This window comes from Actinomadura sp. NPDC049382 (assembly GCF_040677125.1).
GTDB lineage: Bacteria > Actinomycetota > Actinomycetes > Streptosporangiales > Streptosporangiaceae > Spirillospora > Spirillospora geliboluensis.
Map to the genome: position 1 here is coordinate 23,071 of NZ_JBFARO010000008.1, position 22,619 is coordinate 45,689.

Genomic DNA, 22,619 nt, shown 5'->3' on the forward strand with positions numbered 1-22,619 from the left:
GTCAGACGACGGGGCGGCCGGCGCGGACGCGGCGGCGGAAGTCGTAGAGGTAGGCGTTGAAGGGGAACTCGCGGGCCGGGCGGGGCAGGGCGCGGTTGGCGGTGCGCAGGACGCGCAGGAGGCGGTCGAAGCGGCGCTGGTCGCGGGGCGTCCAGGGGTAGCCGAGCTCGTCGCGGAAGGGCTGCGGGAGGAAGCCGAGGGTGAGGAAGGTGTGGGAGCGGCCGAGGGCGAGGCGCACCGGGGCGTGCAGGAAGCGGAGTTCGGTCAGGTCGCGCAGGTAGCGGCGGGTGACGTCGTCCATCTGGATCTTGCTCATGCCGTCCTCCCAGTACTCCTGGAAGGCGGCGCGGTCGGCCGGCCACAGTTCGGGCTTCACCTGCAGCGTCGTGCCGAAGCGGGCGCCGTAGCGGTAGAGCTCCTCGGCCTCGGCGGGGGACGGCTTCCCGTACAGGATCTCGTAGATCATTTCGAGGCCGACGTAGAGACAGGCGGCGACCCAGAGCTGGAGTTCGGGGTCGAAGGCGTTGTAGGCGACGGGCTCCTTGGCGCGGACCTGCCGGTGCGCCCGGTTGACCTCCAGGCGCATCGCCTTGCGCTCGTCCTCAGTGCCGAGCATCGCGACGGCGATGTAGGTGAGGGTGGTGCGGGCGCGCTTGACCGGGTGCTTGTCGACGCGGCCGCTCTCGACCGTGCTCTCGGCCACGCCGTGGCCGATGGGGAGGCGGGCGAGCTGCATGACGACGTTCGCCGCGGCACCCGCGAGCGCCAGGCCGCTGATGGAGTCGAGGACGACCTTCGGGGTCTCGGCCTCCGCCGCGATCGCTGTCATACCGGCCCCACTTCCTGAGACATAGAGGCGAATTTCGTCTCACTGTGCCAGTGTAAGTGATTGCTTGCAAGGGCGCCCCGGCGTGGGCGCCCTCACACGCGTCAGCCGTGCGGGTCCTCCTTCGCCAGGACGCGGGTGGCGAACTCCTTCACGGCGTCGAGCGCGCGCAGGTACGGCATGGGGCCGTACGACACGCGGGCCACCCCGGCCGCGGCCAGGTCGGCGAGGGACGTGCCGGGCATGTTGTTCGCGTTCACCGGCCCCGGCAGCCCCTTGACCAGGGCGGGCACGGCGTCCATCGGCGCCATGATCGGGTAGACGCAGTCGGCCCCCGCCTCCAGGTAGAGCCGGCCCCGCTCGATCGCCGCGTCCACCGGGTCGGGCACCCCCTTGACGAACGTGTCGGCCCGCGCGTTGATCACCAGCGCGTCGCCCGCGGCGTCCCGGACGGCGGCCAGGTAGTCGGCCTGCTTCGCGGGCTCGGCCAGCTCGCCGCCGTAGGTGTCCTCCAGGTTGCAGCCGGCGGCGCCGATGGCGAGCAGCCGCTCGACGAGCTCGGCGGGCGGCAGCCCGTACCCGGCCTCGGCGTCCACCGTCACCGGGACGGTCGCGGCCCGGATCACCCGCCCGGCGGCGGCGAGCATCTCGTCCACGGGCGCGCCCTCGTGGTCGGGGTAGCCGAGCATGGCGGCCACCGCGGCGCTGGCGGTGGCGAGCGCCGGGAACCCCGCCTCCTGGACGACCTGCGCGCTGCCGGCGTCCCACACGTTCGGCAGCAGCAGCGGATCGCCGGGCCGGTGCAGCTCGCGCAGCCGTGCGGCATTTTCGGACATCCTGTCTCCCTTCCCTTTCCCACGTGGACGGAACGGCTCGCCGCATTGTGACATCGGCGTCGGACGGCACGCCGCGCCCTGGGTTAGCGTCGTGGTGATCACCACCCGCGATGAGGGAGTGCCCATGCTGCCCTGGTCCGCCGAGTTCGCCGGCCGCCTGGAAGAGCACGTCGTGCACAGCGAGCTGCTGCGCGGCAACCCGCTGAACGACCCGCACGAGCGGCCCGTGCTCGTCTACCTCCCGCCCGGCTACGACGACGAGCCGGAGCGCCGCTACCCCAGCGTCTACGTGATCACCGGGTTCACCGGGCACGTCGGGATCTGGCGCAACCGGATGCCGTACCGGCAGCCGTTCCCCGAGACGGCGGACGCGGTGTTCGCCTCCGGCGAGGCCCCGCCCGCGATCGTCGTGTTCGTGGACGCCTGGACGGCGCACGGCGGCAGCCAGTTCGTCGACTCGCCCGGCACCGGCCGCTACCACTCCTACCTGTGCGACGAGATCGTCCCGTGGGTGGACGGCCGCTACCGGACGCTGGACGCGCCCGAGCACCGGGCGATCAGCGGCAAGTCCAGCGGCGGCTACGGCGCGATGATCACGCCGATGCTGCGGCCCGACCTGTTCGGCGCGCTCGCGACGCACGCCGGCGACGCGCTGTTCGAGTACTGCTACCTGCCCGAGTTCCCGAAATGCGTGCGGCATCTGCGCAAGTACGACGGCGACATCTGGCGCTGGTGGCACGACTTCACCTCGCGCACGTCCTTCACCAAGCCCGAGGACATGGAACTGCTCAACATCCTCGGCATGGCGCTGTGCTATTCGGCCCGCGAGGACGGCACGCCCGAGCTGCCGTTCGACCCGGTCACCGGGGTGATCCGGCAGGACGTGTGGGACCGCTGGCTCGCCTTCGACCCGGTCCGGATGGTGCCGGAGCACGCCGAGGCGATGCGGTCGCAGCGGGCGATCTGGATCGACGGCGGGACGCGCGACGAATGGTTCCTCGACGTCGGCGCGCAGGCGTTCCACCAGGCGCTTCTCGACGCGGGCGTCAAGGAGGACGCGATCCGGTTCGAGCTGTTCGACGCGGGCCACGGCGGCATCGACTACCGCTACCCGCTGGCGCTCTCCTGGCTCTGCGGGCGCATCGCCCCCTGAGCCGGAGCGGCCCCGGGCCGCGGCGCCGATTCAACGCTCACTTCACGACAAAGGTTCCCGGACGGACGGGCCGGGCCGGTCTTCCCGGCCCGGCCCGTTCGCGCTGCAAGGAACGTTGCATTCAGCCTTTCCATTAACTTCCTCCCCGAACTTGAAAATCCAGTAACAAATGGATTCATTGACACTTTTCACAATTCGGGGTGCACTTCGGGGCAGCTCATCCGGATGAGTCCCCCATCCCTACCCCCCCGCCGGGCGGGCGGCGACCCCACGGAGCGCTCCCACAAGGACCTCCAGGTGTCCTCCCGCGCCGTCCGGCATGTGGAAGGAGCACCCCCGTGAGACACCAGACCGCGATCGGGGCGACGGTGCTGTCCGTCGGCCTCGCCGTGGCGATGTCCTCCCCCGCCACAGGTGCGACCACCCGCACCGCCCCCGCGGCCCCGGCCAAGCCGGACCCCCGCACCGTCGCCGCCGCCTCGGCCGACCGCCTGGTCGCGGCGAAGCCCGCCGAGTTCAAGAAGGCCCCGCAGGACAGGATCGTCCGGCGCGGCGTCGTCTCGGGCCTGCGCGGCCTCCAGCACGTCCAGTACGAGCGCACCTACGACGGCCTGCCCGTCTACGGCGGCGACTTCGTCGTCACCACGAACGCGAGCGGCGGCGTCCTGAGCACGTCCGTCGACCAGACCAAGAAGCTCGACGTGTCGACCAAGGCGACGGTCAGCGCGGCGCAGGCCGCGAAGACCTCCCGCGCCAAGGTCGCCAAGGTCGAGAGCGCGTCCACCCCGCGCCTGATGGTGGTCGCCGAAGGGACGGGACGGCTCGTCTACGAGACCGTCGTCACCGGCACGCAGAAGAACGCCCCGACGAAGCTGCACGTGCTCGTCGACGCCAAGACCGGCAAGGTCGCCAAGACCTGGGACGAGGTCCGCGACGCGGCCGACGACCAGAGCTACTACCACGGCACCGTCGACCTCAGCACCGCCGCGACGTCCATGACGGACCCGCAGCGGTCCGGCATCCGGTGCGGCGGCCAGAACGGCTCCACCTACACCGGCACCGACAGCGCCTGGGGCAACGGCAGCGGCACCAACCTGGAGACCGCCTGCGTCGACGCCCTCTACGCCGTCCAGAAGGAATGGGACATGCTGAGCCAGTGGCTCGGCCGCAACGGCATCAACGGCAGCGGCGGCGGGTTCCCGCTCCGGGTCGGCCTGAACCAGGCCAACGCCTACTGGAACGGCAGCTACACCAACTTCGGCCGCAACCAGGCCGGCACCAAGCAGGCGACGTCCGTGGACGTCGTCGGGCACGAGAACGGCCACGCCATCTTCACCACGACGCCCGGCGGTGACAGCGGCGGCAACGGCAACGAGAAGGGCGGCATGAACGAGTCGGCCGGCGACATCTTCGGCGCGCTGACCGAGCACTACATGAACGAGCCGGCCAACCTCGACCCGCCGGACTACCTGGTCGGCGAGGAGGTCGACCTGGTCGGCTCCGGCCCGATCCGCAACATGTACAACCCGCAGGCGCTCGGCGACCCGAACTGCTACTCGTCGCAGATCCCGAACACCGAGGTGCACGCGGCGGCCGGCCCCCAGAACCACTGGTTCTACCTCCTGGCCGAGGGTTCGAACCCGACCAACGGCAACCCGGCCAGCCCGACCTGCAACGGCTCCACCGTCACCGGCATCGGCGTCAAGAAGGCCGGGCAGATCTTCATGGGCGGGCTGAACCGCAAGGTCACCAGCTGGAGCCACGCCCGCGCCCGCGTCGAGACCGTCAACGCGGCGCTGCAGTTGTTCCCCGGCTCGCCGGCCGAGTGCAACGCGGTCAAGGCGGCCTGGAGCGCGATCGACGTCCCCGCGCAGAGCGGTGAGGCGTCCTGCGGCACCCAGCAGAACGACTTCTCGCTGTCGCTCAACCCCGGCTCGGGCAGCGTCCAGGCCGGCGGCACCGCCACCGTCACCGTGAACACCACCGTCACCGGCGGCAGCGCCCAGCAGGTGGCGCTGTCGGCGACGAGCAGCCCGTCCGGCCCGACCGCGTCGTTCTCGCCGAGCACGGTCACCGCGGGCCAGTCGGCCACGATGACCGTCAGCGTCCCCGCGGGCACCGCCGACGGGACGTACCGGATCACGGTGCTCGGTGACGGCGCGTCCGTCGACCGCACCGCGACCTACACGCTCACGGTCGGCAACGGCTCGCCCGGCGGGACCGTCTTCGCCGACGACTTCGAGAGCAGCCAGGGCTGGACGACCAACCCGAACGGCACCGACTCCGCGACCGCGGGCGCCTGGGAGCGCGGCACCCCGCAGCCGACGACCTGGTCCGGCACCAACCTGCAGCTCGCGGCGGCCGGCGGCGGCGCCGACCTCGTCACCGGCGCGCCCGCCGGGACGGACGCGGGCACCTATGACGTCGACGGCGGCGTCACCACCGCCCAGTCGCCGGCGATCAGCCTGCCCAGCGGGACCCTCTCGCTGAGCTTCAACTGGTACCTCGCCCACCTCAACAACAGCTCGACGGACGACTACCTGCGCGTCCGCGTCGTCGGCTCGTCCGGCACCAGCACGGTGCTGAACCAGAGCGGCGCGATGGCCAACAAGGCCGGGACGTGGCAGACGGCGACGTACGACCTGTCCGCGTACGCCGGCCAGTCCGTCCGCATCGTGGTCGAGGCGGCCGACAACGGCACCGGCAGCCTCGTCGAGGCCGGCTTCGACAACCTCAAGATCACCAAGTCCTGACCGCCCCCCGCACGCGGCCCGTGACGGGGCCCGCTCCCCCGTCACGGGCCGTTCCTTCCCCTCTGGAGGACCCATGAGATCCCGCACCCTGGCGGTGCTCGGGGCGGCGGCGCTGACCGCGTCCGCCTTCCTGCCCGGCGCCGCGGCGTCGGCCGCCCCCGCCGCACCGGCGGCCCTGGCCGCCCCCGACATCCCGCTCACCAACGTCAAGGCGCACCTGTCGCAGCTGCAGAGCATCGCGACCGCCAACGGCGGCAACCGCGCCCACGGCCGCCCCGGGTACCGCGCGTCGCTCGACTACGTGAAGGCCAAGCTGGACGCGGCCGGCTACCAGACCACCATCCAGTCGTTCTCGCGCAATGGCGCGACCGGCTACAACCTGATCGCCGACTGGCCGGGCGGCGACACCAGCGACATCCTGATGACGGGCGCGCACCTCGACAGCGTCACCGCCGGGCCCGGCATCAACGACAACGGCTCCGGCACGGCCGCCATCCTTGAGACGGCGCTCGCCGTCGCCCGCGCGAACTACCAGCCGTCCCGGCACCTGCGGTTCGCCTGGTGGGGCGCCGAGGAGCTCGGGCTCGTCGGGTCGACGTACTACGTCAACAACCTGCCCGCGAGCGAGCAGTCGAAGATCACCGGCTATCTCAACTTCGACATGGTCGGCTCCCCGAACCCCGGCTACTTCGCCTACGACGGGGACGGCTCGTCCGGCAGCGGCGGCCCGGCCGGGTCCGCCCAGATCGAGCAGGTGCTCCGCGCCTACTTCGCGACGATCAACGTGCCCGTCCAGGACACGGCGTTCGACGGGCGGTCCGACTACGGGCCGTTCATCCGCGTCGGCATCCCCGCCGGCGGGCTGTTCACCGGCGCCGAGGGACGCAAGACCACCCAACAGGCGCAGCTGTGGGGCGGCCAGGCGGGCGTCGCGTTCGACCGCTGCTACCACTCGTCCTGCGACACCACGTCCAACATCAGCGACACCGCGCTGGACCGGAACTCCGACGCCATCGCGTACGCCGTCTGGACGCTCGGCGGCGACGGCGGGTCGCAGGAGCCGCCCGGCGGCACCGTCTACAGCGACGACCTGGAGACCGACACGGGCTGGACGGTGAACCCGGACGGCGCCGACACCGCCACCGCGGGCGCCTGGGAGCGCGGCACGCCACAGCCGACGAACTGGTCCGGCACCACCCTGCAGCTCGCCGCCGCGGGCGGCAGCGGCGCGCTCGTGACCGGCGCGGCGGCCGGGGCCGACGCGGGCGCGTACGACCTCGACGGCGGGACGAGCACCGCCCAGTCGGCGCCGATCGCGCTCCCTGCCGGGGCGAAGACGCTGTCGTTCTCCTGGTTCTTCGCCCACCTCAACAACAGCTCGGCCGACGACCGGTACCGGGTGCGGGTCGTGGGGCCGAACGGGTCCACGACCGTGCTGGACCAGGCGGGCGCGGCCGTGAACCGCGCCGGGTCGTGGCAGACGCAGACGGCGGACGTCTCGGCCTATGCCGGGCAGACCGTCCGCATCCTGGTGGAGGCCGCCGACGCGGGCTCCGGCAGCCTCGTCGAGGCCGGGCTCGACAACCTCAAGATCACCGAATAGGCGCAGGCAGGCGGCCGGTTTCAGTGTTTTCCACGATGCCGTTCACACAATTGAAAATCCAGTGCGGAATGGATCCGTTGACACCCCACCGGCCGCCGCGATGCACTGCTGAACAGCCCGTCCCCCACCCCCAGGGCTGACAGTCGGCGGACCGCACGGGACGAATCTCGGCCCGGCCCGTGCCTCCGCCACCGGGGTCCCCGCCCCCCGCCCGGCCCCCGGGCGGCCCTGCTTCAGTTCCCAGGCAGGACCGCCCGGGGGCCATTGCCGTCCCCGGGCCCGCCGTCCCGGGCCCGTCCTTCGATGGGGCGTGGATGTCGGGGTCGGGGAGTAAGAATGGGGGCATGTGCCGCAGCATCAAGACGCTCCGCCCGCCGTACGCCGAGGACGTCACCGACGAGGACGTCCGCGCGGCGGCGCTCCAGTACGTCCGCAAGATCTCCGGGTTCCGCGCGCCCGCGGCCCACAACGCCGAGGCGTTCGAGCGGGCCGTCGCGGAGATCGCCCAGAGCACCGCCGCCCTCCTCGAAACCCTGGAGGTCCGGGGAGGGCGGGCGAGCTGAGGCCGGGCCGGGGCTACTCGGCGGCGACGAGCTCGGCGATCTGGACGGTGTTCAGGGCGGCCCCCTTGCGGAGGTTGTCGCCGGCGCAGAACAGGGCGAGGCCGTTGTCCACGGTCTCGTCGCGGCGGATGCGGCCCACGTAGGTCGGGTCCTGGCCGGCCGCCTGCAGCGGGTTCGGGACGTCCGCCAGCGCGACGCCGGGCGCGCCGGCGAGCAGCTCGCTCGCGCGCTCCGGGCTGATCGGCCGCTCGAAGCGGGCGTTGACCTGCAGCGAGTGGCCGGTGAACACCGGGACGCGAACGCAGGTGCCGGAGACCTTCAGGTCCGGGATCTCCAGGATCTTGCGGCTCTCGTTGCGGAGCTTCTGCTCCTCGTCGGTCTCGGCGAGGCCGTCGTCCACGATCGAGCCCGCCATCGGCAGGACGTTGAACGCGATCGGCCGGACGTAGACCGACGGCTCCGGGAAGTCGACGGCGGAGCCGGAGTGGGTGAGCGCGTCCGCGCCCTGCACGACCTTGGTCGCCTGGTCGTGCAGCTCGGCGACGCCCGCGAGGCCGCTGCCGGACACGGCCTGGTAGGTGGACACGACGAGCGCGGCCAGCCCGGCCTCCGCGTGCAGCGGCCGCAGCACCGGCATCGCCGCCATCGTGGTGCAGTTCGGGTTCGCGATGATGCCCTTCGGCCGGTTCGCCGCGGCGTGCGGGTTGACCTCGGCGACGACGAGCGGGACGTCCGGGTCCATCCGCCAGCCGGAGGAGTTGTCGATCACGACGGCGCCGGCGGCGGCGACCTTCGGCGCGAGCGCCTTGGACGTGGTCTTCCCCGCGGAGAACAGCACGATGTCGAGGCCGGTGTAGTCGGCGGCGGCCGCGTCCTCGACGGTGATCTCGGTGCCGTCCCACGGGAGCGTGCGCCCCGCGGACCGCGCCGAGGCGAACAGCCGCAGCTCGTCCACCGGGAATCCGCGCTCGGCCAGGATTTCGAGCATCTTGGCCCCGACCTGTCCGGTGGCCCCGACGATGCCGACTCTCATGCCGCTCCCTCTGGTAGATCGCTTGACCCGGGCGAGTCTGCCCAGGTCGATGGCAGGACGTCCAGGCAATAACCCTACGTGGAAGGGTCAACCTGTTCTTAACGGAGCTCCTTCCCCCAGGGACGGCCCCTGACCGGGCATGGGGACTCTCAGGGGTGAATCAGGGCGAATCCGGATGTCGTACCGGCGGCCGGGTGGGCATGATCCTAGGCATGGACATGGAGAAGAACACCACCTCGACCCCGACCAAGCAGCTCCGCCGGACCCACGACGGCCGAATGGTCGCGGGCGTCTGCTCGGGCGCCGCCGAGTACCTCGGCGTCGACGCCACCATCCTGCGGGTCGCGCTCGCCGTCTTCACGATCTTCGGCGGCGCCGGGCTCGCCCTCTACATCATCGGGTGGGTGCTGATCCCCGAGGAGGGCGCGCCGACGTCGATCGCCGAGGACCTGTTCAAGAAGGCCAGCGACTCCCCGACCGTCCAGGACGCCGTCCAGAAGACCAAGGACGCGGTCAACAAGAACCGCACCACGGTCTGAGGCGCCCCGGGCAGCGGCCCCACGGGCCCAGCGGCCCCTACGGCGCCGGGGCGGAGCGCCGCGCCCCGGCGGCCAGCTCATCGCCGTCCGCGTCCGGTGGCGGGGCGACGGCGACGGGGTTGCCGCGCGTCCCGGCGATCACGGCGCCGCGGAGCTGGTTCCAGCCGAGCGTCAGCATCGCCGCGGCGGACAGGCCGAGCAGGCCCGCGAGCGCGACCACCGTCTCCGGCCCGAGGACCTGCGCGGCGGCGCCGCCGGCGAGGATCCCGAGGCCCTGGCCGGCGAGGATGCCGGACTGCGCGAGCCCGAACGCCTGCCCCCGCCCGGCCGCCGGCACGGCGGCCACGAACGCGGTGTTCGCCACCAGCTGGTAGGCGCTGCCGACGCCCGACAGCGCCCACAGGGCGACCACCCACCACAGCGGCGGATGGACGCCCGCGCCGACCAGCGGCAGGCAGGCCAGTATCGACATCCACCCCATGACGTGCAGCCGGTTCGCCGGACGGACGAACCGGCTGAACAGCACCGAGCCGACCACCATCCCGGTCGGCATCGCCGCCAGCAGCAGCCCCGCGGTGACCGCGCCGCCGCCGAACGTCGCCGCGTACGGGACGGCCAGCCCCTCGGGGATCACGTAGAACGCGCACAGCCACGCGAACAGCACCAGCGACCGCAGCACCGGGTCGCCGAACACGAGCCGCGCCCCGTCCCGCGTGCCGCGCAGCAGGCCCAGCGCCTGGCGCTCCCGGCGGCGCGGCGCCTCCCGCCGCCGGAGCCCGCCGATCAGGATCACGGCGGACGCGCCGAACGTCAGCGCGTCCAAGGCGAGGGCCTCGTACGTCCCGACGACGGCGACGATCGCGCCGCCCGCCAGGAAGCCGACGACCTGGGTGATCTGGTGGGTGACGTTCGCGATCGCGGAGCCCGCCACATATCTGTCACCTTCCAGGACGTCCGGCATGACGGCGGCGCGGGCGGCGGAGAACGGCGTCCCCAGGAGCACGATCAGGAACACCAGGCCCGACAGCGCTCCGACGGGCATCGCCACCAGTGCCATCACCGCGACCAGGCCCGCCCGCAGCACGTCGCAGACGACCATGACGGTGCGGCGCGGGAACAGGTCGGCCAGCCCGGACAGCACGGGGCCGCCCAGGATCGGCGGCAGGTAGGTCAGGGCGTACACCAGCGCGGTCAGCAGCGTCGACTTCGTGTGGTCGTACACGAGGACGGCCAGCGCGACCTGCGCCAGCTGGTCACCGATGTACGACAGCGCCTGCGCCAGCCAGAGGGCACGGAACTCCTTGACCGCGAACACCTCGCGGTAGGTCGCCTGCTCCTCGGGCGGCCGACGATGCCGGCCCGTCTGCCTTCCCGCCACGCGCGCTCCAGTTCAGTCCGCCCAGTACCGGGCGCCCTCCCCTATTAACTCACGCTGCGTGGCAGTCGCGTGACCTACAGTGCGCAATTCCTTGCGTCAGTATCCGAGTTCGTGCAACTTCCCGTCATCGATGCCGAAGTGGTGGGCGATCTCGTGTACAACCGTTATCCGGACTTCTTCCACCACGTCATCCGGGGTGTCGCAAATCCGGAGGATCTCCCTGCGGTAGATCGAAATGTGATCGGGCAGGACGCCTGCGTACCAGTCCCCCCGCTCCGTCAGGGGTACCCCCTGGTACAGGCCGAGCAGGCCGCGCTCGGGCGCGTCGTCCTCCACGACGATGACGACATTGCGCATGTGGGCGGTCAGCTCGGGTGGGATGGTGTCGAGGGCCTCGGCCACGAGGTCCTCGAACTCATCGCGCGACAACTCCATCACACCGTCGATTCTGCTCGATAGAAGGGAAACCCGTGCCCGAGGTCCGGTTGACCAAGGCCCTGGCGACACTCCGCACCTTCGGCTCCGCCACCGCCCACCGCGCCCGCAGACTCGGCTCCCCCGTCGTCCCGTTCCTCACCAACCGGTGGACGCGCGTCGCGCTCGTCGCCGTCATCGGCCTCGCCGCCGGCTACCTCGGCCTCATCTTCGGCGGCCGCTACATCACCCCGGTCGGCCCCACCGACGTCCAGCTCAGCCTCCAGCCGTCCCTGAACGGCGGGACGACCCTGAAGCTCCCGCCCCTCGGCTCGCTCCGGCTCGACACCCACGAGGGCCCCGTCACCCTGGAGGCCCGCCTCACCGACCTGCGCCCCGACCAGGCCAAGAAGCTGATCGAGGACGACACCGAGATCGACCGCCTCACCGACCGGATCGCCGACCAGATCCGGCACGGCGTCATCGAACTGCTCGTCCGGGCCGTCCTGATCGCCCTCGCCGCGAGCTTCCTGGCGTCCCTCGCCCTCTTCCGCTCCTGGCGCCGCGCCCTGCTCGGCCTGTCCTCCGCCGCCGCCGGCCTCGCCGCCCTCACCCTCCTCACCTGGACGACCTTCAACCCGCAGTCGATCGCCGAGCCCCGCTACACCGGCCTCCTCGCCAACGCCCCCCAGATCGTCGGCGACGCCCGCAGCATCGTCGAGCGCTTCTCCGCCTACCGCGCCCAGCTCGCCCGCCTCGTCGGCAACGTCTCCGAGCTCTACACCACCACCTCGACCCTCCCGACCTACGAGCCGGACCCGTCCACCATCCGCGTCCTGGACGTCTCCGACATCCACCTCAACCCCGCCGCGTGGAACGTCATCAAGTCCGTCTCCACCCAGTTCAAGGTCGACCTCGTCATCGACAGCGGCGACCTCATGGACCACGGCAGCAAGGCCGAGGACAAGTTCGCCGACTCCATCTCCGACCTTAAGGTCCCCTACGTCTACGTCCGCGGCAACCACGACTCCAAGGAGACCCAGCGCGCCGTCGCCCGGCAGAAGAACGCCATCGTCCTCGACGGCGGCACCCGCGAGGTCAAGGGCCTGCGCATCTACGGCGTCGGCGATCCCCGCTTCACCCCCGACAAGAGCACCCGCGACGACTTCGTCGGCGCCGACCAGCTCCGCGCCGAGGGCCTCCGCCACGCGAACGAGCTCCGCGCCTCCGGCACCACCCCCGACCTCGTCGTCACCCACGACCCCAGCGAGGGCGAGGCGTTCTCCGGCGTGACGCCCCTCGTCCTCGCCGGCCACACCCACACCCGCTCCACCAAGATCCTCCCGACCGGCACCCGCCTGTTCGTCCAGGGCTCCACCGGCGGCGCCGGCCTCCGCGGCCTCGAGCACGAGCAGCCCACCCCGATCGAGCTGTCCGTCCTCTACTTCAGCCGCGCCACCCACCGCCTCCAGGGCTGGGACGACCTGCGCCTCGGCGGCCTCGGCCTCACCTCCGCCCAGATCGAGCGCCACCTGGAACCCGACCCCGACCGCACCATCAACCCCCAGCCCCCGGCGTCCTCCCCGCCCGCCTCCCCGACCTCCCCGTTCCCGTCCGAATTCCCCTCGGACTGGCCGTCCCGCAGCCCGTCCCCGACCGAGAGCGCCCCGGGCGGACGCCTCCCGTCCCCCACCCGTCCCAGCACCCCCGGGTAACCGTTTGCGCGCCGCCCCGCCCCGTCCTCTACACTTGACGAGTCGAGTGGCGACCATCACCGCCACCCCGGGCCCCCTTCGTCTAGCGGCCTAGGACGCCGCCCTTTCAAGGCGGTAGCGCCGGTTCGAATCCGGTAGGGGGTACCACGCGCATGGCTGCAAGATCACTATCCGGACCGCCGTCGTCCCCCATGATCGCCGCGTTGGCGGCCCGTAGTTGCGTGTCCGCCGTTTCGGGCGTGATCGTGACCTGAACGTCGACCTGGTCCCCGGCCCGTACGCATGCGTTGCGCATACGGGCCGGGGTGTTGCGGCGCGCGCGATCCTCGGGTGGCTAATCCCCCACCGTGATCCGGTAGTTCCCCGTCGCCTGATGGTGGGACCATGCCCACCTGCGCCCTGCTCGTCACCAGTCCCGGGGCGCATCCGCGTTCAGGGGACTTTGCAGGTCGTTGCCCTCGATCAGGCGGTATGCGGCGTAGCGTGGGTTGCAGCGCGTCCGCTGGTCAACGCGCTACCGACCCGCCCGCGCGATCCGCTGCGCGATCGGAGCGACATCATGAACACCACGTATACGACTCAAGGCCATACCGACATCCATCCGCGGGTTGTGCTGTCGGTCGTGCGTCGGCCTTCGTTCACCGTCGCCGCCCTGCAAGGCGATCTTGACCTGGTGACCGCGCCCGCGCTTCGCGACGGGCTGCTGGCGCTGCTTCACCCCGGGCAGCGGATGCTGGTACTGGACCTGTCACAGCTGTGGTTCTGTGACGCGGCAGGGATCTCCGCTCTGATCAGTGTGTGGCACCGTGCTCTGGCTCTGGGCGTCTCGATGCGTCTGGCCTCCCCCCGCTCGCACGTGGCGAGGATCCTGGTAGATGCCGTCCTTGAGCACGGCCTTCGGACCTACTCGACCCTGCCCCGAGCGCTCCAGCAACCGCTGCCTCCGGCGCTGGAACCCGCCGCAGTCTGACCGGGCCACGATGGTGCCGTCGCCGCGCTGGTGCCGACGTGGACCGGCTCCAGAGTGCCGACCTTGTGGCCGCCGGAGCCGAGGACGGCGCGGGTGCGCCATTCCCGGATGTCGACCATCTGGATCATCGGGACTCCCTCATCTTCTGGTGGAATCAGGCCCCCAGAACTCGTCGTCCAATTCGTCCCAGGTCGGCTGGTCCGTAGGCCGCACTCCGGGGCGGCGGGGGATCCGCCGGAGGCTTCGGCGCGGGGCGGCGGTGCCGGATACGGTGCGGCAGCGGGTCCGTCCAGGCGGGGTCGCGGCGACCTCGATCGGCTCGGGACGGTCACCGGTCCCGTGCTGGGCCCGGTCGCCGGCGTCGATGACCGCGTCGTCTTCGTTCTGAGGTTGTTCCGTCACACCGGCCCCCCGGCGGCGTGAGGATCTCAGCCGCCGGTATGAGCGGTGTCCTACCGCTGACGGTTGCGCTCCCGGCTAGGACTGCTCACCGCGATCCGTACCGACGGGCGGCACGTTGACCTGCTCACCGTCCCGGCCTCCACGCTGGAAGCCGAAGCTGAGACGGTGATGGAACCGGCGTCGCCCCGTTACCCTTCCCACGTCCCGCCGACCGACCCCCGAGACACCCCCGACCTGCTGGCCGCCCTCACTGCGGCACCCAGCGGGACAGACCGTGCCGGCACCCGGAACGGCTCGGAGGACGCCCGGGTATCCGAGGGCGGACGACCTCGAAGGGATCTCGCGGCGCCTTGGTCCGTACCCGGTGCCCGGCCGGCCGTCATGCGGCCGTAGCACCCGCCCACCAGCGTCCCGGCGGCCGATCGCCCGGACCTCTTCGGCAACCGGCGGGGCGATGAGCCGGGGCGGCATCTCGGGTAACTCTAAGTAACGACAGTGTCAGACACGACGTTCGTGGACATAGCACCATCTCCACGTCGATCCCGGCTCCATCGCGGCGGCAAGCGGATGGTCGGTCTCCTGATAGTGCGCTCGCGCGTGCCGAAGCGGCGAGTCGTCGGAGCAGCCCACCCAGCCGCAGGTGAGGCAGATACGCAGTGCGGTCCACCCGTGGGCCTGTGCCTCGCATGCCGTGCAGCCGCGCGAGAGCGGCGTGACGGGTGTCAGATCGTCCACGTGGCCGCAGCGCGGTGCCGAGCCGTTCGTGCTGAACGGCACCCCCGAACTCAGCGCGTGGAATGTCGTCGTGCGCTTCATCGAAGCCTCCCTTCCTCAGCACTGCGATGTGCTGCCGCCAGGTCAATAGTCCAGTTCGGGGCGCGGGTCCGCTGACCGCGCGCAGGTGACGCAGTACCTGCGCGTACTAGCTTGCGAGCGCCTCGAGGCCCGCTCCCTGCCGTGACAGCACCGTGTCGTCGGTGCCCCGCACGCGCCCTCGCCGGCGTCGGTCCGGTGCGGGGCGCTGCCGCTGGCGTCACCTGCGGTCACGATCGTGGTCATGGTCCTCAATGCCACGTAGACGCCCTCCGGGGGGGACGACCGGCTCGGACGCCTCCGGCGGGCTCGGGCGCGTGGAAGCGCCCATCACCAGTTGAGCCCGGCCTTCAGGAAGACCGAACCGGGCAATACAGATAAGAGTCATCAGTGGCGGCGATAACCGTCGGCCCGGCGACGCGGAACTCCAGCGCGGACCGCGCTGTACGCTGCTGGGAGGGGTCCAGCTGTTCCGGCCCGGAAGGCGGGAGACGTGGAACTGCGCCAACTCCGCTACTTCGTCGCCGTCTGCGAGGAGCTCAACTTCGGCCGCGCGGCGGCCCGCGAGCACATCGTGCAGTCGGCGTTGAGTCAGCAGATCCAGCGGCTGGAGCGGGAACTGGGCGTGCGCCTGCTGGACCGCACCACCCACTACGTCGCCCTGACCCCGGCGGGGGCGGCGCTCCTGGTCGAGGCCCGGCAGATCCTCGACCAGGTGGAGCGCGCCGCCCAGGTCGCCCGGACCGCGCAGAGCACCTCGCCGACGCTGCGGGTGGGCATCATCGACGCCAGTTACGACTCGATGCCGCAGATCCTGCACGAGGCCCAGGCGCTCTTCCCGGATCTGGTGATCCACCAGGTGGAGGCCGGAGTCCCCGAGCAGTACCAGCGACTCGTCGACGGGCGCCTGGACGTGGGCATCGGCCGCGCCGCACTGGCCCCCAGCGGGGTCGCCTCACACCTTTTCCGCCTGGACCGCCTCGGAGTCCTGGTCCCGCGCGGGCACCGGTTCGCCGACCTGGACGCCGTCCCGGCCGAGGCCCTCGCCCGTGAACCGCTGCTGCTGGCCGAGGAGATGAAGGCCCCGGAGTTCAACCAGTTCACCGTCGAGATGTGCCGCGCCGCCGGCTTCACACCGACGGTGTACAAGGGCACCGTCGACAGCGTCCACGCCGCATCCGCCCTGGTGGCCCAGGGCCGCTGCCTGTACTGCGTCCCCTCCTCCTGCATCTCCGCGCTCCCGGGGACGATCTGGCGCCCGCTCACCGAACCTGTCTCCTTCTATCCCTGGTCGATCCTGTGGCGCGCGGCCGACGACTCCGACCATGTGCACGCCGTCGTCGCCTGCGCCCGCAGCATGTCCGAGCGGCTCAGCTGGCTGGACGCCGCCGACCAGGCGACCGGCTGACACGGATCCCGGTCGGTGTCGAGCCCGGCTCTCGGTGATCGGCTGGTGATCGGCCGTGGTGATCGATTCAGCGCGAGTGGGCGGTATCCCGGGCCGGTCGGGCGTTTTGGCTGGGGCCGTGGCTCGTCCAGCAGGCGCTGTTCAGCTCGGCCTCAGGCCCGTACGTCCGATGCGGTGCCCATGGCAAGGACGAAAACATGGCCGGGCCCCATTGTGAGGGCAGAAAGCAGGCCGGGATGTGGATGTGGTAGCGAAGGTGGGCGGCCAGTTCCATCGCTGTCTCGGCCTCAGCCCGAGGTGTGGGGGGCCGGGACGGTGAACAGGGCGACGTGCCGGCCGTCGGCGTGGACGGCGGTGAGCAGCCCGGAGGGCAGGGAGTCGAATCAGCTAAGCCGCACCACCCGGGCGTCGGCCGGGCCGTCGACGCGCAGTCGGCGGGGGTGGCTATCCCCTGAGTTTCCATGGATACGACGGTCATCGGCGCAGGTGATGAATCGTGCGCGGAGTGCCTGTGTCCAGAAACTCCTCCCCGAGTTGGGCGGGCCTGGATCGGCGGCGCGCTCCTCCTACGCCGACGGGCGCCAGCGCGTCCGCTGGTAACTCACGGGCCGGGCGGCGTCCGGTTCAGCGTGCCGAGGGGTGTTCTTTCAGCCGTTCCCCATCTAGTTCCCCGGCGTTCTGCGTCGTCGCTCGTGTCCGGGTGGGGTGGCGCGGGCCGGTCGGCTTGTCAGGGGCGGGCGGCTGTTTCCAGGGTGGCCCGTGCCGCCGCATCGTCGGTTGAGGCCGGGACGGTGAGCAGGTCTACGCGACGGCCGTCGGCATAGATCGCGGTGAGCAGTCCGGCGGGAAGGTTGCCGAACCAGCTGAGCAGCACCTCCCTGGTGTCCTCTGGGCCGTCGACGCGCAGCCGGCGCGGATGGGCGGCCCAGTCGGTCGCGCGCAGCATGATGTGGACGATGAGGCGGTGCTCGTCGGACGGGCCCTGTGCTTGCAGTGCCAAGACCAGCCCGGGCAACTCCATGGCCGGATCGACCGAGCGGGGCCACCAGGCACCGTCCAGCAGCGCGCGACTCGAACCGTCTTGCATCGGACCAACGCGGTCGGTCGGGGCCGACGGCCGCATCGCCAGCCGAGGAGTCATGGACGGAGAGAAGCTGATGGTCGTTCTTCGTTCGGCGGTGGTTCGCATAGGTCTGGGCCCCTCTCCCGGGAGGCGCGGACGGCGACCCCGGGGGCGTTGTCGGCGGGGACGGGGCCTACCTGATGCTTCGCTACCCCAACAGATGCGGCAGAAGTGATTCTCAGGGCGACCGGCAACTTGAGCCATCCCATATAGAGACAATGCCCCCGTTTATCAGATATCTACATCATACTCATAATTTGCCGACTTTCCGGACGGAGGGCGGCAAAATACAATTGCCGTTTACTGCACTTCTCTTGGCCTTCGCTGAGCGGCACTACCCACGTTGCACGTCAGACGATCCGGAATGCGGCGCGACCACTACCGGGCTGCAGCCTGGGCCGCACTGCCGGTGCCGGACGTCACCGCGGCGGCTGTGCGATCTTCACCTCCGCCGGATGCGGCGTACTCTCAGAATCGCCGACGCCGCCACAGGCCCGGCGAACCGGCGCCTTCACGGCGTCGGCGTGGCTTGGTCCCGTACATCAGGACGAGCAGGATCACTCCGGCGAGCAGAGCGGCCGCGGCCATGATGACGGCCATCAGCGGCGTGGCGGTCTTCCACAGCACCGTGAGGACGATGACCGCCACAGCGATGATCGCCACAGGTCCGGCAGGGCTCATGGGAGACGGTCGCAGAGCGCGGTCGCGGCGGGCGGGTTCCGGAAGGGGCACGGCGTTCCCTGCAAGAGCCGGTATGGCGAGTCAGCCGGGCGGGACGACGTCATTGGCCGGATGACCGCAGTCTACGCGCGTCGCGGTGATTCACCTCCGGTAATGGCCGAACGCTCTTGACCCCGCTGAGGGCTCCCGGCGACGTAGTGTGGTACTTGCCGAGGGCATCTCGTGCGCAGGCCGCATTGCCGGCGCCGTCCTCGGTGATGTACTGCCCGGCCATCGACAGGCCGAGATTGGGGCCTCCGACATGGCCCACAGCGTCCCGCTCGCGGACCCCGCCGCCGCGCCCCCGGCGCCCCTGCTTCCATCTCCGGCGGCGCCGCGGTTGCGGCTGACGCCGGGCGGCGCCGGACGCGGGGTCATGGACGGCGGCTGGTGGCCCCGGTCCCGCGACGCCGCGGCTGAACTCACCGCATTGGTGACCGCCCTGGCCGGGCGGTCGGGCATGACCGCCAGCCGCTTGATCATCGACGTGGGCGACTGGGACCGCGTGCCGCTTCGCATCGCGGTCCTGGGCCGGGAGATCGGAGTGGGCCGGCTTCCCCGCCTCGACCACATGGTCGCGGTCGCCTGCGGCCGTGCGGAGCCGCTCTTGCTTCTGGTCGTGCCGCCCGAGGCGCACCCGGCCTCGGCGCAGGCGGCTCTGGCCAGGGCGTCCGCCGGGGCGGGCTTCGCACTGCCGGAGGAGATCCTGGCCTCCTGCGACATTTCCACCGCCCGCCCCTGAGCCGCCGCTCCCACGACGCCCCATCGCCCGACCGTTCCGCGGCCCCGGCTTCTGGCCCTGCGGCCCGGTAGCGGCGTACACGTGCCCGCGGCCGTCAGCCGGGGATGCGGAGGGCGAGGAGCGCGACGTCGTCCTCGCCGCTGGGCTCTATGCGCTCCAGGAGCTGGTCGCACAGGTCGGGCAGGGGAAGCTGGGCCAGGTGGGAACCGTGGCGGCGGAGGCTGGTGAGGCGGTCGGACAGGTCGGTGTCGCGGGTCTCGACGAGGCCGTCGGTGTAGAGCAGCAGTGTGGACAGGGGTGGAAGGACACGAGCGCCGTCGGGACGAGTCCCGGTGAGGTCGGGGTCGCCCAGAAGCATTCCGTGCTCGTCCAGGAAATGCGTGCCGCCGTCATCGGTGATCAGGAGCGGCGGTGGATGGCCGGCGTTGCACCAGCGCAGCCGCCACCGCCCGCCGGTGGCCTCTTCGACGCGGCCGAACACGCCGGTGGCCAGGTCGGCGTCGCTGACGCCGGCCATGACGCCGTCCAAGCGGGCCAGCACGGTGCTGGGCAGCGCGGTCGTGTCCCAGGCCAGGGCCCGGAGCATGTTGCGAACCTGGGCCATGCGCGCCGCGGCCTGCAGGTCGTGGCCCACGATGTCCCCGATGACCACTCCGATGGCGCCACCGGGCAGCGTGAAGGCGTCGTACCAGTCGCCGCCCACCCAGCTGACTCGGGCCGCGGGCACATACCGGGCCTCCAGCCGCAGCTCGCCCGGCTGCGGCAGAGGGGTGAGGAGGTTGCGCTGCATCGCCTCAGCGGTGTTGCGCTGCTCGGCGTACAGGCGGGCGTTGGCCAGGACAAGGCCGGTGCGGCGCGCGACGTCCTCGACGACGAGCCGGTCGTTCGGCCCGTAGCCGTGCCCTGGGCGGGAGTAGCCCAGTGTCAGCGCGCCGTAGGTCTCACCTCGGGCGGCCAGCGGGGCGATGATCGCGCTCTGGGCGTCCATGACCTGGAAGAGTTCGCGCTGGGCGGCGTCCAGCGGTTCGTCGGAGCGCACGTCGGCCTCGCCGCTGACCACGACCGCCGCGCCACCGCGCAGCACCTGGGCCAGCGGTCCCCGCGGCACGCGCGGGAGCGGCGGAAGCGGCCCCTCAAGCCCGGCGATGTCGGCGGCGGACAGTTCGTGGTGCGTCGCGGCCACCCGCTCCACGCGGCCGTCGCGAACCAGCAGATCGACCTCGGCCCAGTCCCCGAGATGGGGGACCACGAGCCGGACCAGCCGCCGCAGTGCCTCCCGCTCGTTCAGCGTGGACGACAGCACCGTCGTGATCTCGGCGACCAGCCTCAACCGGGAATTGGCCCGCTGCACTCGCGCCATCTGCTCGCGCCGCTCGCGCTCGGCCTCGACCCGGTCGGCGGCGTCCTGGAAGACGATGACCAGCCCGGCCACCGCCCCGTCCACGGGCCCGGTCCGGCCCGGGTCCCCGGTGTAGATCGGCGCCGACGACCAGGAGCACATCATCAGCCGCCCGTCCCGGTGGGCGAACCGCTGGCCGTCCCCCTGATCGGGAACGCCGGTGCGCAACCCGCGCATGAGGCGGCAGTCCCGTTCGGGAGGGACGTGCCCGTCGGCGTCCCGGTGCAGAAGCCGGTGCATCGGCCTGCCCAGCACTTCGTCGCGTGTGTAGCCGAGCAGTTCCCGGGCGCGCGGGTTCCACGCCGTGATCCGGCCGTGCTCGTCGGTCGCCAGGACCCCGGAGTTCATCGCCTCCACCAAGCGGTCATGAATGGCGCCCGGCCGATCGTCCACCTGCCCGGTCATGCTCATCCCCTCGATCGGACACCAGACCCATTCCCCTCGGCACATCCCGGACACTCCACGCGCGAGCCGTCCATCGGATCCGCCCACCGGGATCCGGGCGTCCCGGACGAGCCCGGCCGGGCCCGGCATCGCTGACCCGCCCCCGTCCAACGGACGCGACCCGCCCGCGGCCGCACTCGTCGGCGGGCAATTCAGGCCGGCCGAAGCCGGCGCTTCAGAGCGATACGCCGTCCCTGCGCCTTTCATCGTTCTCGCCCCGGGCGCGGATCAGGAGCGCCCAGAGGAGTCCTCGAGCGTCCAGGCTCGTCTCTGAAGCCGGGGTCAGTCGGAGCCTCACACACAGCGCGATGGCAAGGCAAGCGCGTAGACTCACGGTGACGAGGGTCTTCTCGATGCGGGCGGCCAAGCCCGCATCCCCTGGTTTCTCCATACTCGGGCGCTTCAGCCCAGACAGGTCCGGCGCCATGACGCCGCAACACCACCTCGTCCAAACGGCCGACCATTCCGCCGAACCCGTCGACCTGACCCTTGAACGGCTCAACGAGCGCACCGTCATCGCCATAAGCGGCGAACTCGACGCGACCTCGACCCCGTTCCTGCGTGAACGCCTGTACGCCGCGCTGCGGGACTGCGGCGCGCACGTGACCGTCGACCTGTCGGACGTGACGTCCTGCGACGCGTCCGGACTGGCGATGCTCGTCGGTGCACGCCGCCGGGCCGAAGCGACCGGCACCGCCTTGACCCTCGCCCGCCCCCGCCCACAGCCGGCCGATCTGCTGCGGGCCACCGGACTGCACCGCGTGTTCATGGTCGGTTCCTCCGCCACCGACGCCCAGGACGCGACCCCGGACATCCGGTCGACCGCGGCCTGACCGGGCGCAGGCGCCCGCACGCACCGAACCGGGCCGCGGCCAGTGCGGATCTGCGGCCCGCGACATCAAGGCCCGGCCAGCGAAGAGAGCGGGATGACGACATGACCGGCGACGAACTACCGGCGACCGTCTGGGGCCCAGCGGGCATGTCCCGGGGCGCGGCCGACCGGCGGCGGCTGACCGCCTCGTTCGACCTGATGGCGGCGGTCCTGAACGGGACCGCCCTGCCCAGCCTGCTGAAGCTCGTGGCCGAGCGGGCCCGTTCCATGGCGGGCGTTCCATTGGCATTCATCGCCCTGCCGGCCGAAGAGGCCCATACCCTGCGGATCGATGTCGTGGTCGGTGTCGGCAGCGACCGGATACGCGGGCTGACGGTCCGGCGCGGGCGGTCGATGCTCGGCCGGGCGTTCAGCGCCCGCCGGGCCCTGTCGGCGCGAATCGTCACCGATCAGACGCTCAGCGCCCTACCGGCCGGGCCGATCCTGATCCTGCCGCTCGACAACGGCGAGGCCACCCACGGGGTCCTCGCCGTCCTCGCGCGGCCGAACGCCGAGCCGTTCAGCCCCTCCACCGCCCGCCAACTACTGCTGTTCGCCGACACCGCCGCCCGCCTGGTCCAACTCGCCGAAGACCGACGCACAACCACCCGGCCAGACAGCCCGTGCGCACCCATCATCGCCCTCCGCCCCCCGCCCGCGCGAAGATGACACGACCAGGCGGAAACCCGGCCCGGGCCTCGTCCTGCCGCCCGCGATGGGCTTCGAGCACGGGGTCCGGCCCGGAATCGACCGGAATCACGTCTTCGCCCGCGTCGGACTCGGGGTCCCCGTCCTCGATCTCCCGGTAGGTGATCTTCACGCGGCTCTCCCCGGACGATCAGCGACGCCGCTGCCAGGTCGAGACCCAGCCGCATAGCCCCGCACACCTCCCCGCGTTCGCCGCCCCCGGAAGC

At 71.6% G+C, this 22,619-nt stretch carries 22 protein-coding genes and 1 tRNA gene; 12 read left to right on the forward strand and 11 right to left on the reverse strand.

The window, feature by feature from the left end; translation table 11 throughout:
- Nucleotide 1 precedes the first annotated feature (1 nt).
- The gene (locus tag AB0K34_RS07785) at nucleotides 2-829 is read right to left on the reverse strand and encodes an oxygenase MpaB family protein (protein ID WP_364546347.1); all 828 of its coding nucleotides are present in this window, start codon (nucleotides 827-829) and stop codon (nucleotides 2-4) included.
- Between the two features lie 101 nt (nucleotides 830-930).
- Nucleotides 931-1,662: an isocitrate lyase/phosphoenolpyruvate mutase family protein gene (locus AB0K34_RS07790; RefSeq protein ID WP_138642046.1), complete on the reverse strand. Its 732-nt coding sequence runs from the start codon at nucleotides 1,660-1,662 to the stop codon at nucleotides 931-933.
- 124 nt (nucleotides 1,663-1,786) lie between these two features.
- Between AB0K34_RS07790 and AB0K34_RS07795 the strand changes: the two genes are divergently transcribed.
- The 4 genes from AB0K34_RS07795 (at nucleotide 1,787) to AB0K34_RS07810 (ending at nucleotide 7,734) form a co-directional block, all read left to right on the forward strand.
- On the forward strand, nucleotides 1,787-2,815 hold the full coding sequence (locus AB0K34_RS07795) for an alpha/beta hydrolase-fold protein (protein WP_138642047.1): 1,029 nt from the start codon (nucleotides 1,787-1,789) through the stop codon (nucleotides 2,813-2,815).
- Nucleotides 2,816-3,153: 338 nt separating this feature from the next.
- Nucleotides 3,154-5,568, forward strand: a complete 2,415-nt coding sequence (locus AB0K34_RS07800) for a M4 family metallopeptidase (RefSeq protein WP_364546352.1) — start codon at nucleotides 3,154-3,156, stop codon at nucleotides 5,566-5,568.
- 73 nt (nucleotides 5,569-5,641) lie between these two features.
- On the forward strand, nucleotides 5,642-7,171 hold the full coding sequence (locus tag AB0K34_RS07805; protein WP_364546355.1) for a M28 family peptidase: 1,530 nt from the start codon (nucleotides 5,642-5,644) through the stop codon (nucleotides 7,169-7,171).
- 344 nt (nucleotides 7,172-7,515) lie between these two features.
- The gene (locus AB0K34_RS07810) at nucleotides 7,516-7,734 is read left to right on the forward strand and encodes a DUF2277 domain-containing protein (protein ID WP_089329940.1); all 219 of its coding nucleotides are present in this window, start codon (nucleotides 7,516-7,518) and stop codon (nucleotides 7,732-7,734) included.
- A 13-nt stretch (nucleotides 7,735-7,747) separates the two neighbouring features.
- Here AB0K34_RS07810 and AB0K34_RS07815 read toward each other — a convergent pair whose 3' ends face one another.
- The gene (locus AB0K34_RS07815) at nucleotides 7,748-8,767 is read right to left on the reverse strand and encodes an aspartate-semialdehyde dehydrogenase (protein ID WP_364546359.1); all 1,020 of its coding nucleotides are present in this window, start codon (nucleotides 8,765-8,767) and stop codon (nucleotides 7,748-7,750) included.
- 212 nt (nucleotides 8,768-8,979) lie between these two features.
- Here AB0K34_RS07815 and AB0K34_RS07820 point away from each other — a divergent pair, with 212 nt between their 5' ends.
- Nucleotides 8,980-9,306, forward strand: coding sequence for a PspC domain-containing protein (locus AB0K34_RS07820; protein WP_301174615.1), 327 nt, complete (start codon nucleotides 8,980-8,982; stop codon nucleotides 9,304-9,306).
- 37 nt (nucleotides 9,307-9,343) lie between these two features.
- Here AB0K34_RS07820 and AB0K34_RS07825 read toward each other — a convergent pair whose 3' ends face one another.
- Nucleotides 9,344-10,684, reverse strand: coding sequence for an MFS transporter (locus tag AB0K34_RS07825; protein ID WP_301174614.1), 1,341 nt, complete (start codon nucleotides 10,682-10,684; stop codon nucleotides 9,344-9,346).
- Nucleotides 10,685-10,780: 96 nt separating this feature from the next.
- Complete coding sequence (locus AB0K34_RS07830) at nucleotides 10,781-11,122, reverse strand: metallopeptidase family protein (RefSeq protein ID WP_301174613.1); 342 nt, start codon at nucleotides 11,120-11,122, stop codon at nucleotides 10,781-10,783.
- 32 nt (nucleotides 11,123-11,154) lie between these two features.
- On the opposite strand from AB0K34_RS07830, the gene AB0K34_RS07835 reads away from it, so the two are divergent.
- The 3 genes from AB0K34_RS07835 (at nucleotide 11,155) to AB0K34_RS07845 (ending at nucleotide 13,783) form a co-directional block, all read left to right on the forward strand.
- Entirely contained in the window at nucleotides 11,155-12,813 is a 1,659-nt protein-coding gene (locus AB0K34_RS07835) for a metallophosphoesterase (protein ID WP_301174612.1), read from the forward strand.
- 71 nt (nucleotides 12,814-12,884) lie between these two features.
- Nucleotides 12,885-12,960 (forward strand) — tRNA-Glu (locus AB0K34_RS07840).
- A 412-nt stretch (nucleotides 12,961-13,372) separates the two neighbouring features.
- Nucleotides 13,373-13,783 carry an STAS domain-containing protein gene (locus tag AB0K34_RS07845; protein ID WP_179271808.1) on the forward strand — a complete coding sequence of 137 codons (411 nt, stop codon included), beginning with the start codon at nucleotides 13,373-13,375 and terminating at the stop codon, nucleotides 13,781-13,783.
- Between the two features lie 138 nt (nucleotides 13,784-13,921).
- Here the strand turns inward: AB0K34_RS07845 and AB0K34_RS07850 are convergent, their stop codons facing one another.
- Nucleotides 13,922-14,185, reverse strand: coding sequence for a hypothetical protein (locus AB0K34_RS07850; RefSeq protein ID WP_364546365.1), 264 nt, complete (start codon nucleotides 14,183-14,185; stop codon nucleotides 13,922-13,924).
- Between the two features lie 498 nt (nucleotides 14,186-14,683).
- Nucleotides 14,684-15,001: a UBP-type zinc finger domain-containing protein gene (locus AB0K34_RS07855; RefSeq protein WP_089329946.1), complete on the reverse strand. Its 318-nt coding sequence runs from the start codon at nucleotides 14,999-15,001 to the stop codon at nucleotides 14,684-14,686.
- A 490-nt stretch (nucleotides 15,002-15,491) separates the two neighbouring features.
- On the opposite strand from AB0K34_RS07855, the gene AB0K34_RS07860 reads away from it, so the two are divergent.
- Entirely contained in the window at nucleotides 15,492-16,406 is a 915-nt protein-coding gene (locus tag AB0K34_RS07860; RefSeq protein WP_301176860.1) for a LysR substrate-binding domain-containing protein, read from the forward strand.
- A gap of 727 nt (nucleotides 16,407-17,133) precedes the next feature.
- Here AB0K34_RS07860 and AB0K34_RS07865 read toward each other — a convergent pair.
- Entirely contained in the window at nucleotides 17,134-17,493 is a 360-nt protein-coding gene (locus tag AB0K34_RS07865) for a DUF5994 family protein (protein ID WP_143228199.1), read from the reverse strand.
- Nucleotides 17,494-17,997: 504 nt separating this feature from the next.
- The gene (locus AB0K34_RS07870) at nucleotides 17,998-18,177 is read right to left on the reverse strand and encodes a hypothetical protein (protein WP_089329949.1); all 180 of its coding nucleotides are present in this window, start codon (nucleotides 18,175-18,177) and stop codon (nucleotides 17,998-18,000) included.
- A 334-nt stretch (nucleotides 18,178-18,511) separates the two neighbouring features.
- On the opposite strand from AB0K34_RS07870, the gene AB0K34_RS07875 reads away from it, so the two are divergent.
- Complete coding sequence (locus tag AB0K34_RS07875) at nucleotides 18,512-18,991, forward strand: DUF5994 family protein (RefSeq protein ID WP_281259425.1); 480 nt, start codon at nucleotides 18,512-18,514, stop codon at nucleotides 18,989-18,991.
- Between the two features lie 94 nt (nucleotides 18,992-19,085).
- Here the strand turns inward: AB0K34_RS07875 and AB0K34_RS07880 are convergent, their stop codons facing one another.
- Nucleotides 19,086-20,795: a SpoIIE family protein phosphatase gene (locus tag AB0K34_RS07880; protein ID WP_301176863.1), complete on the reverse strand. Its 1,710-nt coding sequence runs from the start codon at nucleotides 20,793-20,795 to the stop codon at nucleotides 19,086-19,088.
- A gap of 464 nt (nucleotides 20,796-21,259) precedes the next feature.
- Here AB0K34_RS07880 and AB0K34_RS07885 point away from each other — a divergent pair, with 464 nt between their 5' ends.
- Nucleotides 21,260-21,667, forward strand: coding sequence for an STAS domain-containing protein (locus AB0K34_RS07885; protein WP_179271810.1), 408 nt, complete (start codon nucleotides 21,260-21,262; stop codon nucleotides 21,665-21,667).
- Nucleotides 21,668-21,768: 101 nt separating this feature from the next.
- The gene (locus AB0K34_RS07890) at nucleotides 21,769-22,374 is read left to right on the forward strand and encodes a GAF domain-containing protein (protein ID WP_364546372.1); all 606 of its coding nucleotides are present in this window, start codon (nucleotides 21,769-21,771) and stop codon (nucleotides 22,372-22,374) included.
- Here the strand turns inward: AB0K34_RS07890 and AB0K34_RS07895 are convergent.
- Nucleotides 22,340-22,525: a hypothetical protein gene (locus AB0K34_RS07895; RefSeq protein ID WP_364546375.1), complete on the reverse strand. Its 186-nt coding sequence runs from the start codon at nucleotides 22,523-22,525 to the stop codon at nucleotides 22,340-22,342. The two genes, AB0K34_RS07890 and AB0K34_RS07895, sit on opposite strands and share 35 nt — an antisense overlap.
- Nucleotides 22,526-22,619: the final 94 nt, after the last annotated feature.

What these genes read in the sequence shown, in the direction of transcription:
- AB0K34_RS07815 (WP_364546359.1), bottom strand. Translation starts at nt 8,767, where the DNA reads ATGAGAGTCGGCATCGTCGGGGCCACCGGACAGGTCGGGGCCAAGATG.
- AB0K34_RS07845 (WP_179271808.1), top strand. Translation starts at nt 13,373, where the DNA reads ATGAACACCACGTATACGACTCAAGGCCATACCGACATCCATCCGCGG.
- AB0K34_RS07795 (WP_138642047.1), top strand. Translation starts at nt 1,787, where the DNA reads ATGCTGCCCTGGTCCGCCGAGTTCGCCGGCCGCCTGGAAGAGCACGTC.
- AB0K34_RS07890 (WP_364546372.1), top strand. Translation starts at nt 21,769, where the DNA reads ATGACCGGCGACGAACTACCGGCGACCGTCTGGGGCCCAGCGGGCATG.
- AB0K34_RS07790 (WP_138642046.1), bottom strand. Translation starts at nt 1,662, where the DNA reads ATGTCCGAAAATGCCGCACGGCTGCGCGAGCTGCACCGGCCCGGCGAT.
- AB0K34_RS07885 (WP_179271810.1), top strand. Translation starts at nt 21,260, where the DNA reads ATGACGCCGCAACACCACCTCGTCCAAACGGCCGACCATTCCGCCGAA.
- AB0K34_RS07820 (WP_301174615.1), top strand. Translation starts at nt 8,980, where the DNA reads ATGGACATGGAGAAGAACACCACCTCGACCCCGACCAAGCAGCTCCGC.
- AB0K34_RS07810 (WP_089329940.1), top strand. Translation starts at nt 7,516, where the DNA reads ATGTGCCGCAGCATCAAGACGCTCCGCCCGCCGTACGCCGAGGACGTC.
- AB0K34_RS07880 (WP_301176863.1), bottom strand. Translation starts at nt 20,795, where the DNA reads ATGACCGGGCAGGTGGACGATCGGCCGGGCGCCATTCATGACCGCTTG.
- AB0K34_RS07805 (WP_364546355.1), top strand. Translation starts at nt 5,642, where the DNA reads ATGAGATCCCGCACCCTGGCGGTGCTCGGGGCGGCGGCGCTGACCGCG.
- AB0K34_RS07785 (WP_364546347.1), bottom strand. Translation starts at nt 829, where the DNA reads ATGACAGCGATCGCGGCGGAGGCCGAGACCCCGAAGGTCGTCCTCGAC.
- AB0K34_RS07875 (WP_281259425.1), top strand. Translation starts at nt 18,512, where the DNA reads ATGGCCCACAGCGTCCCGCTCGCGGACCCCGCCGCCGCGCCCCCGGCG.
- AB0K34_RS07855 (WP_089329946.1), bottom strand. Translation starts at nt 15,001, where the DNA reads ATGAAGCGCACGACGACATTCCACGCGCTGAGTTCGGGGGTGCCGTTC.
- AB0K34_RS07865 (WP_143228199.1), bottom strand. Translation starts at nt 17,493, where the DNA reads ATGCAAGACGGTTCGAGTCGCGCGCTGCTGGACGGTGCCTGGTGGCCC.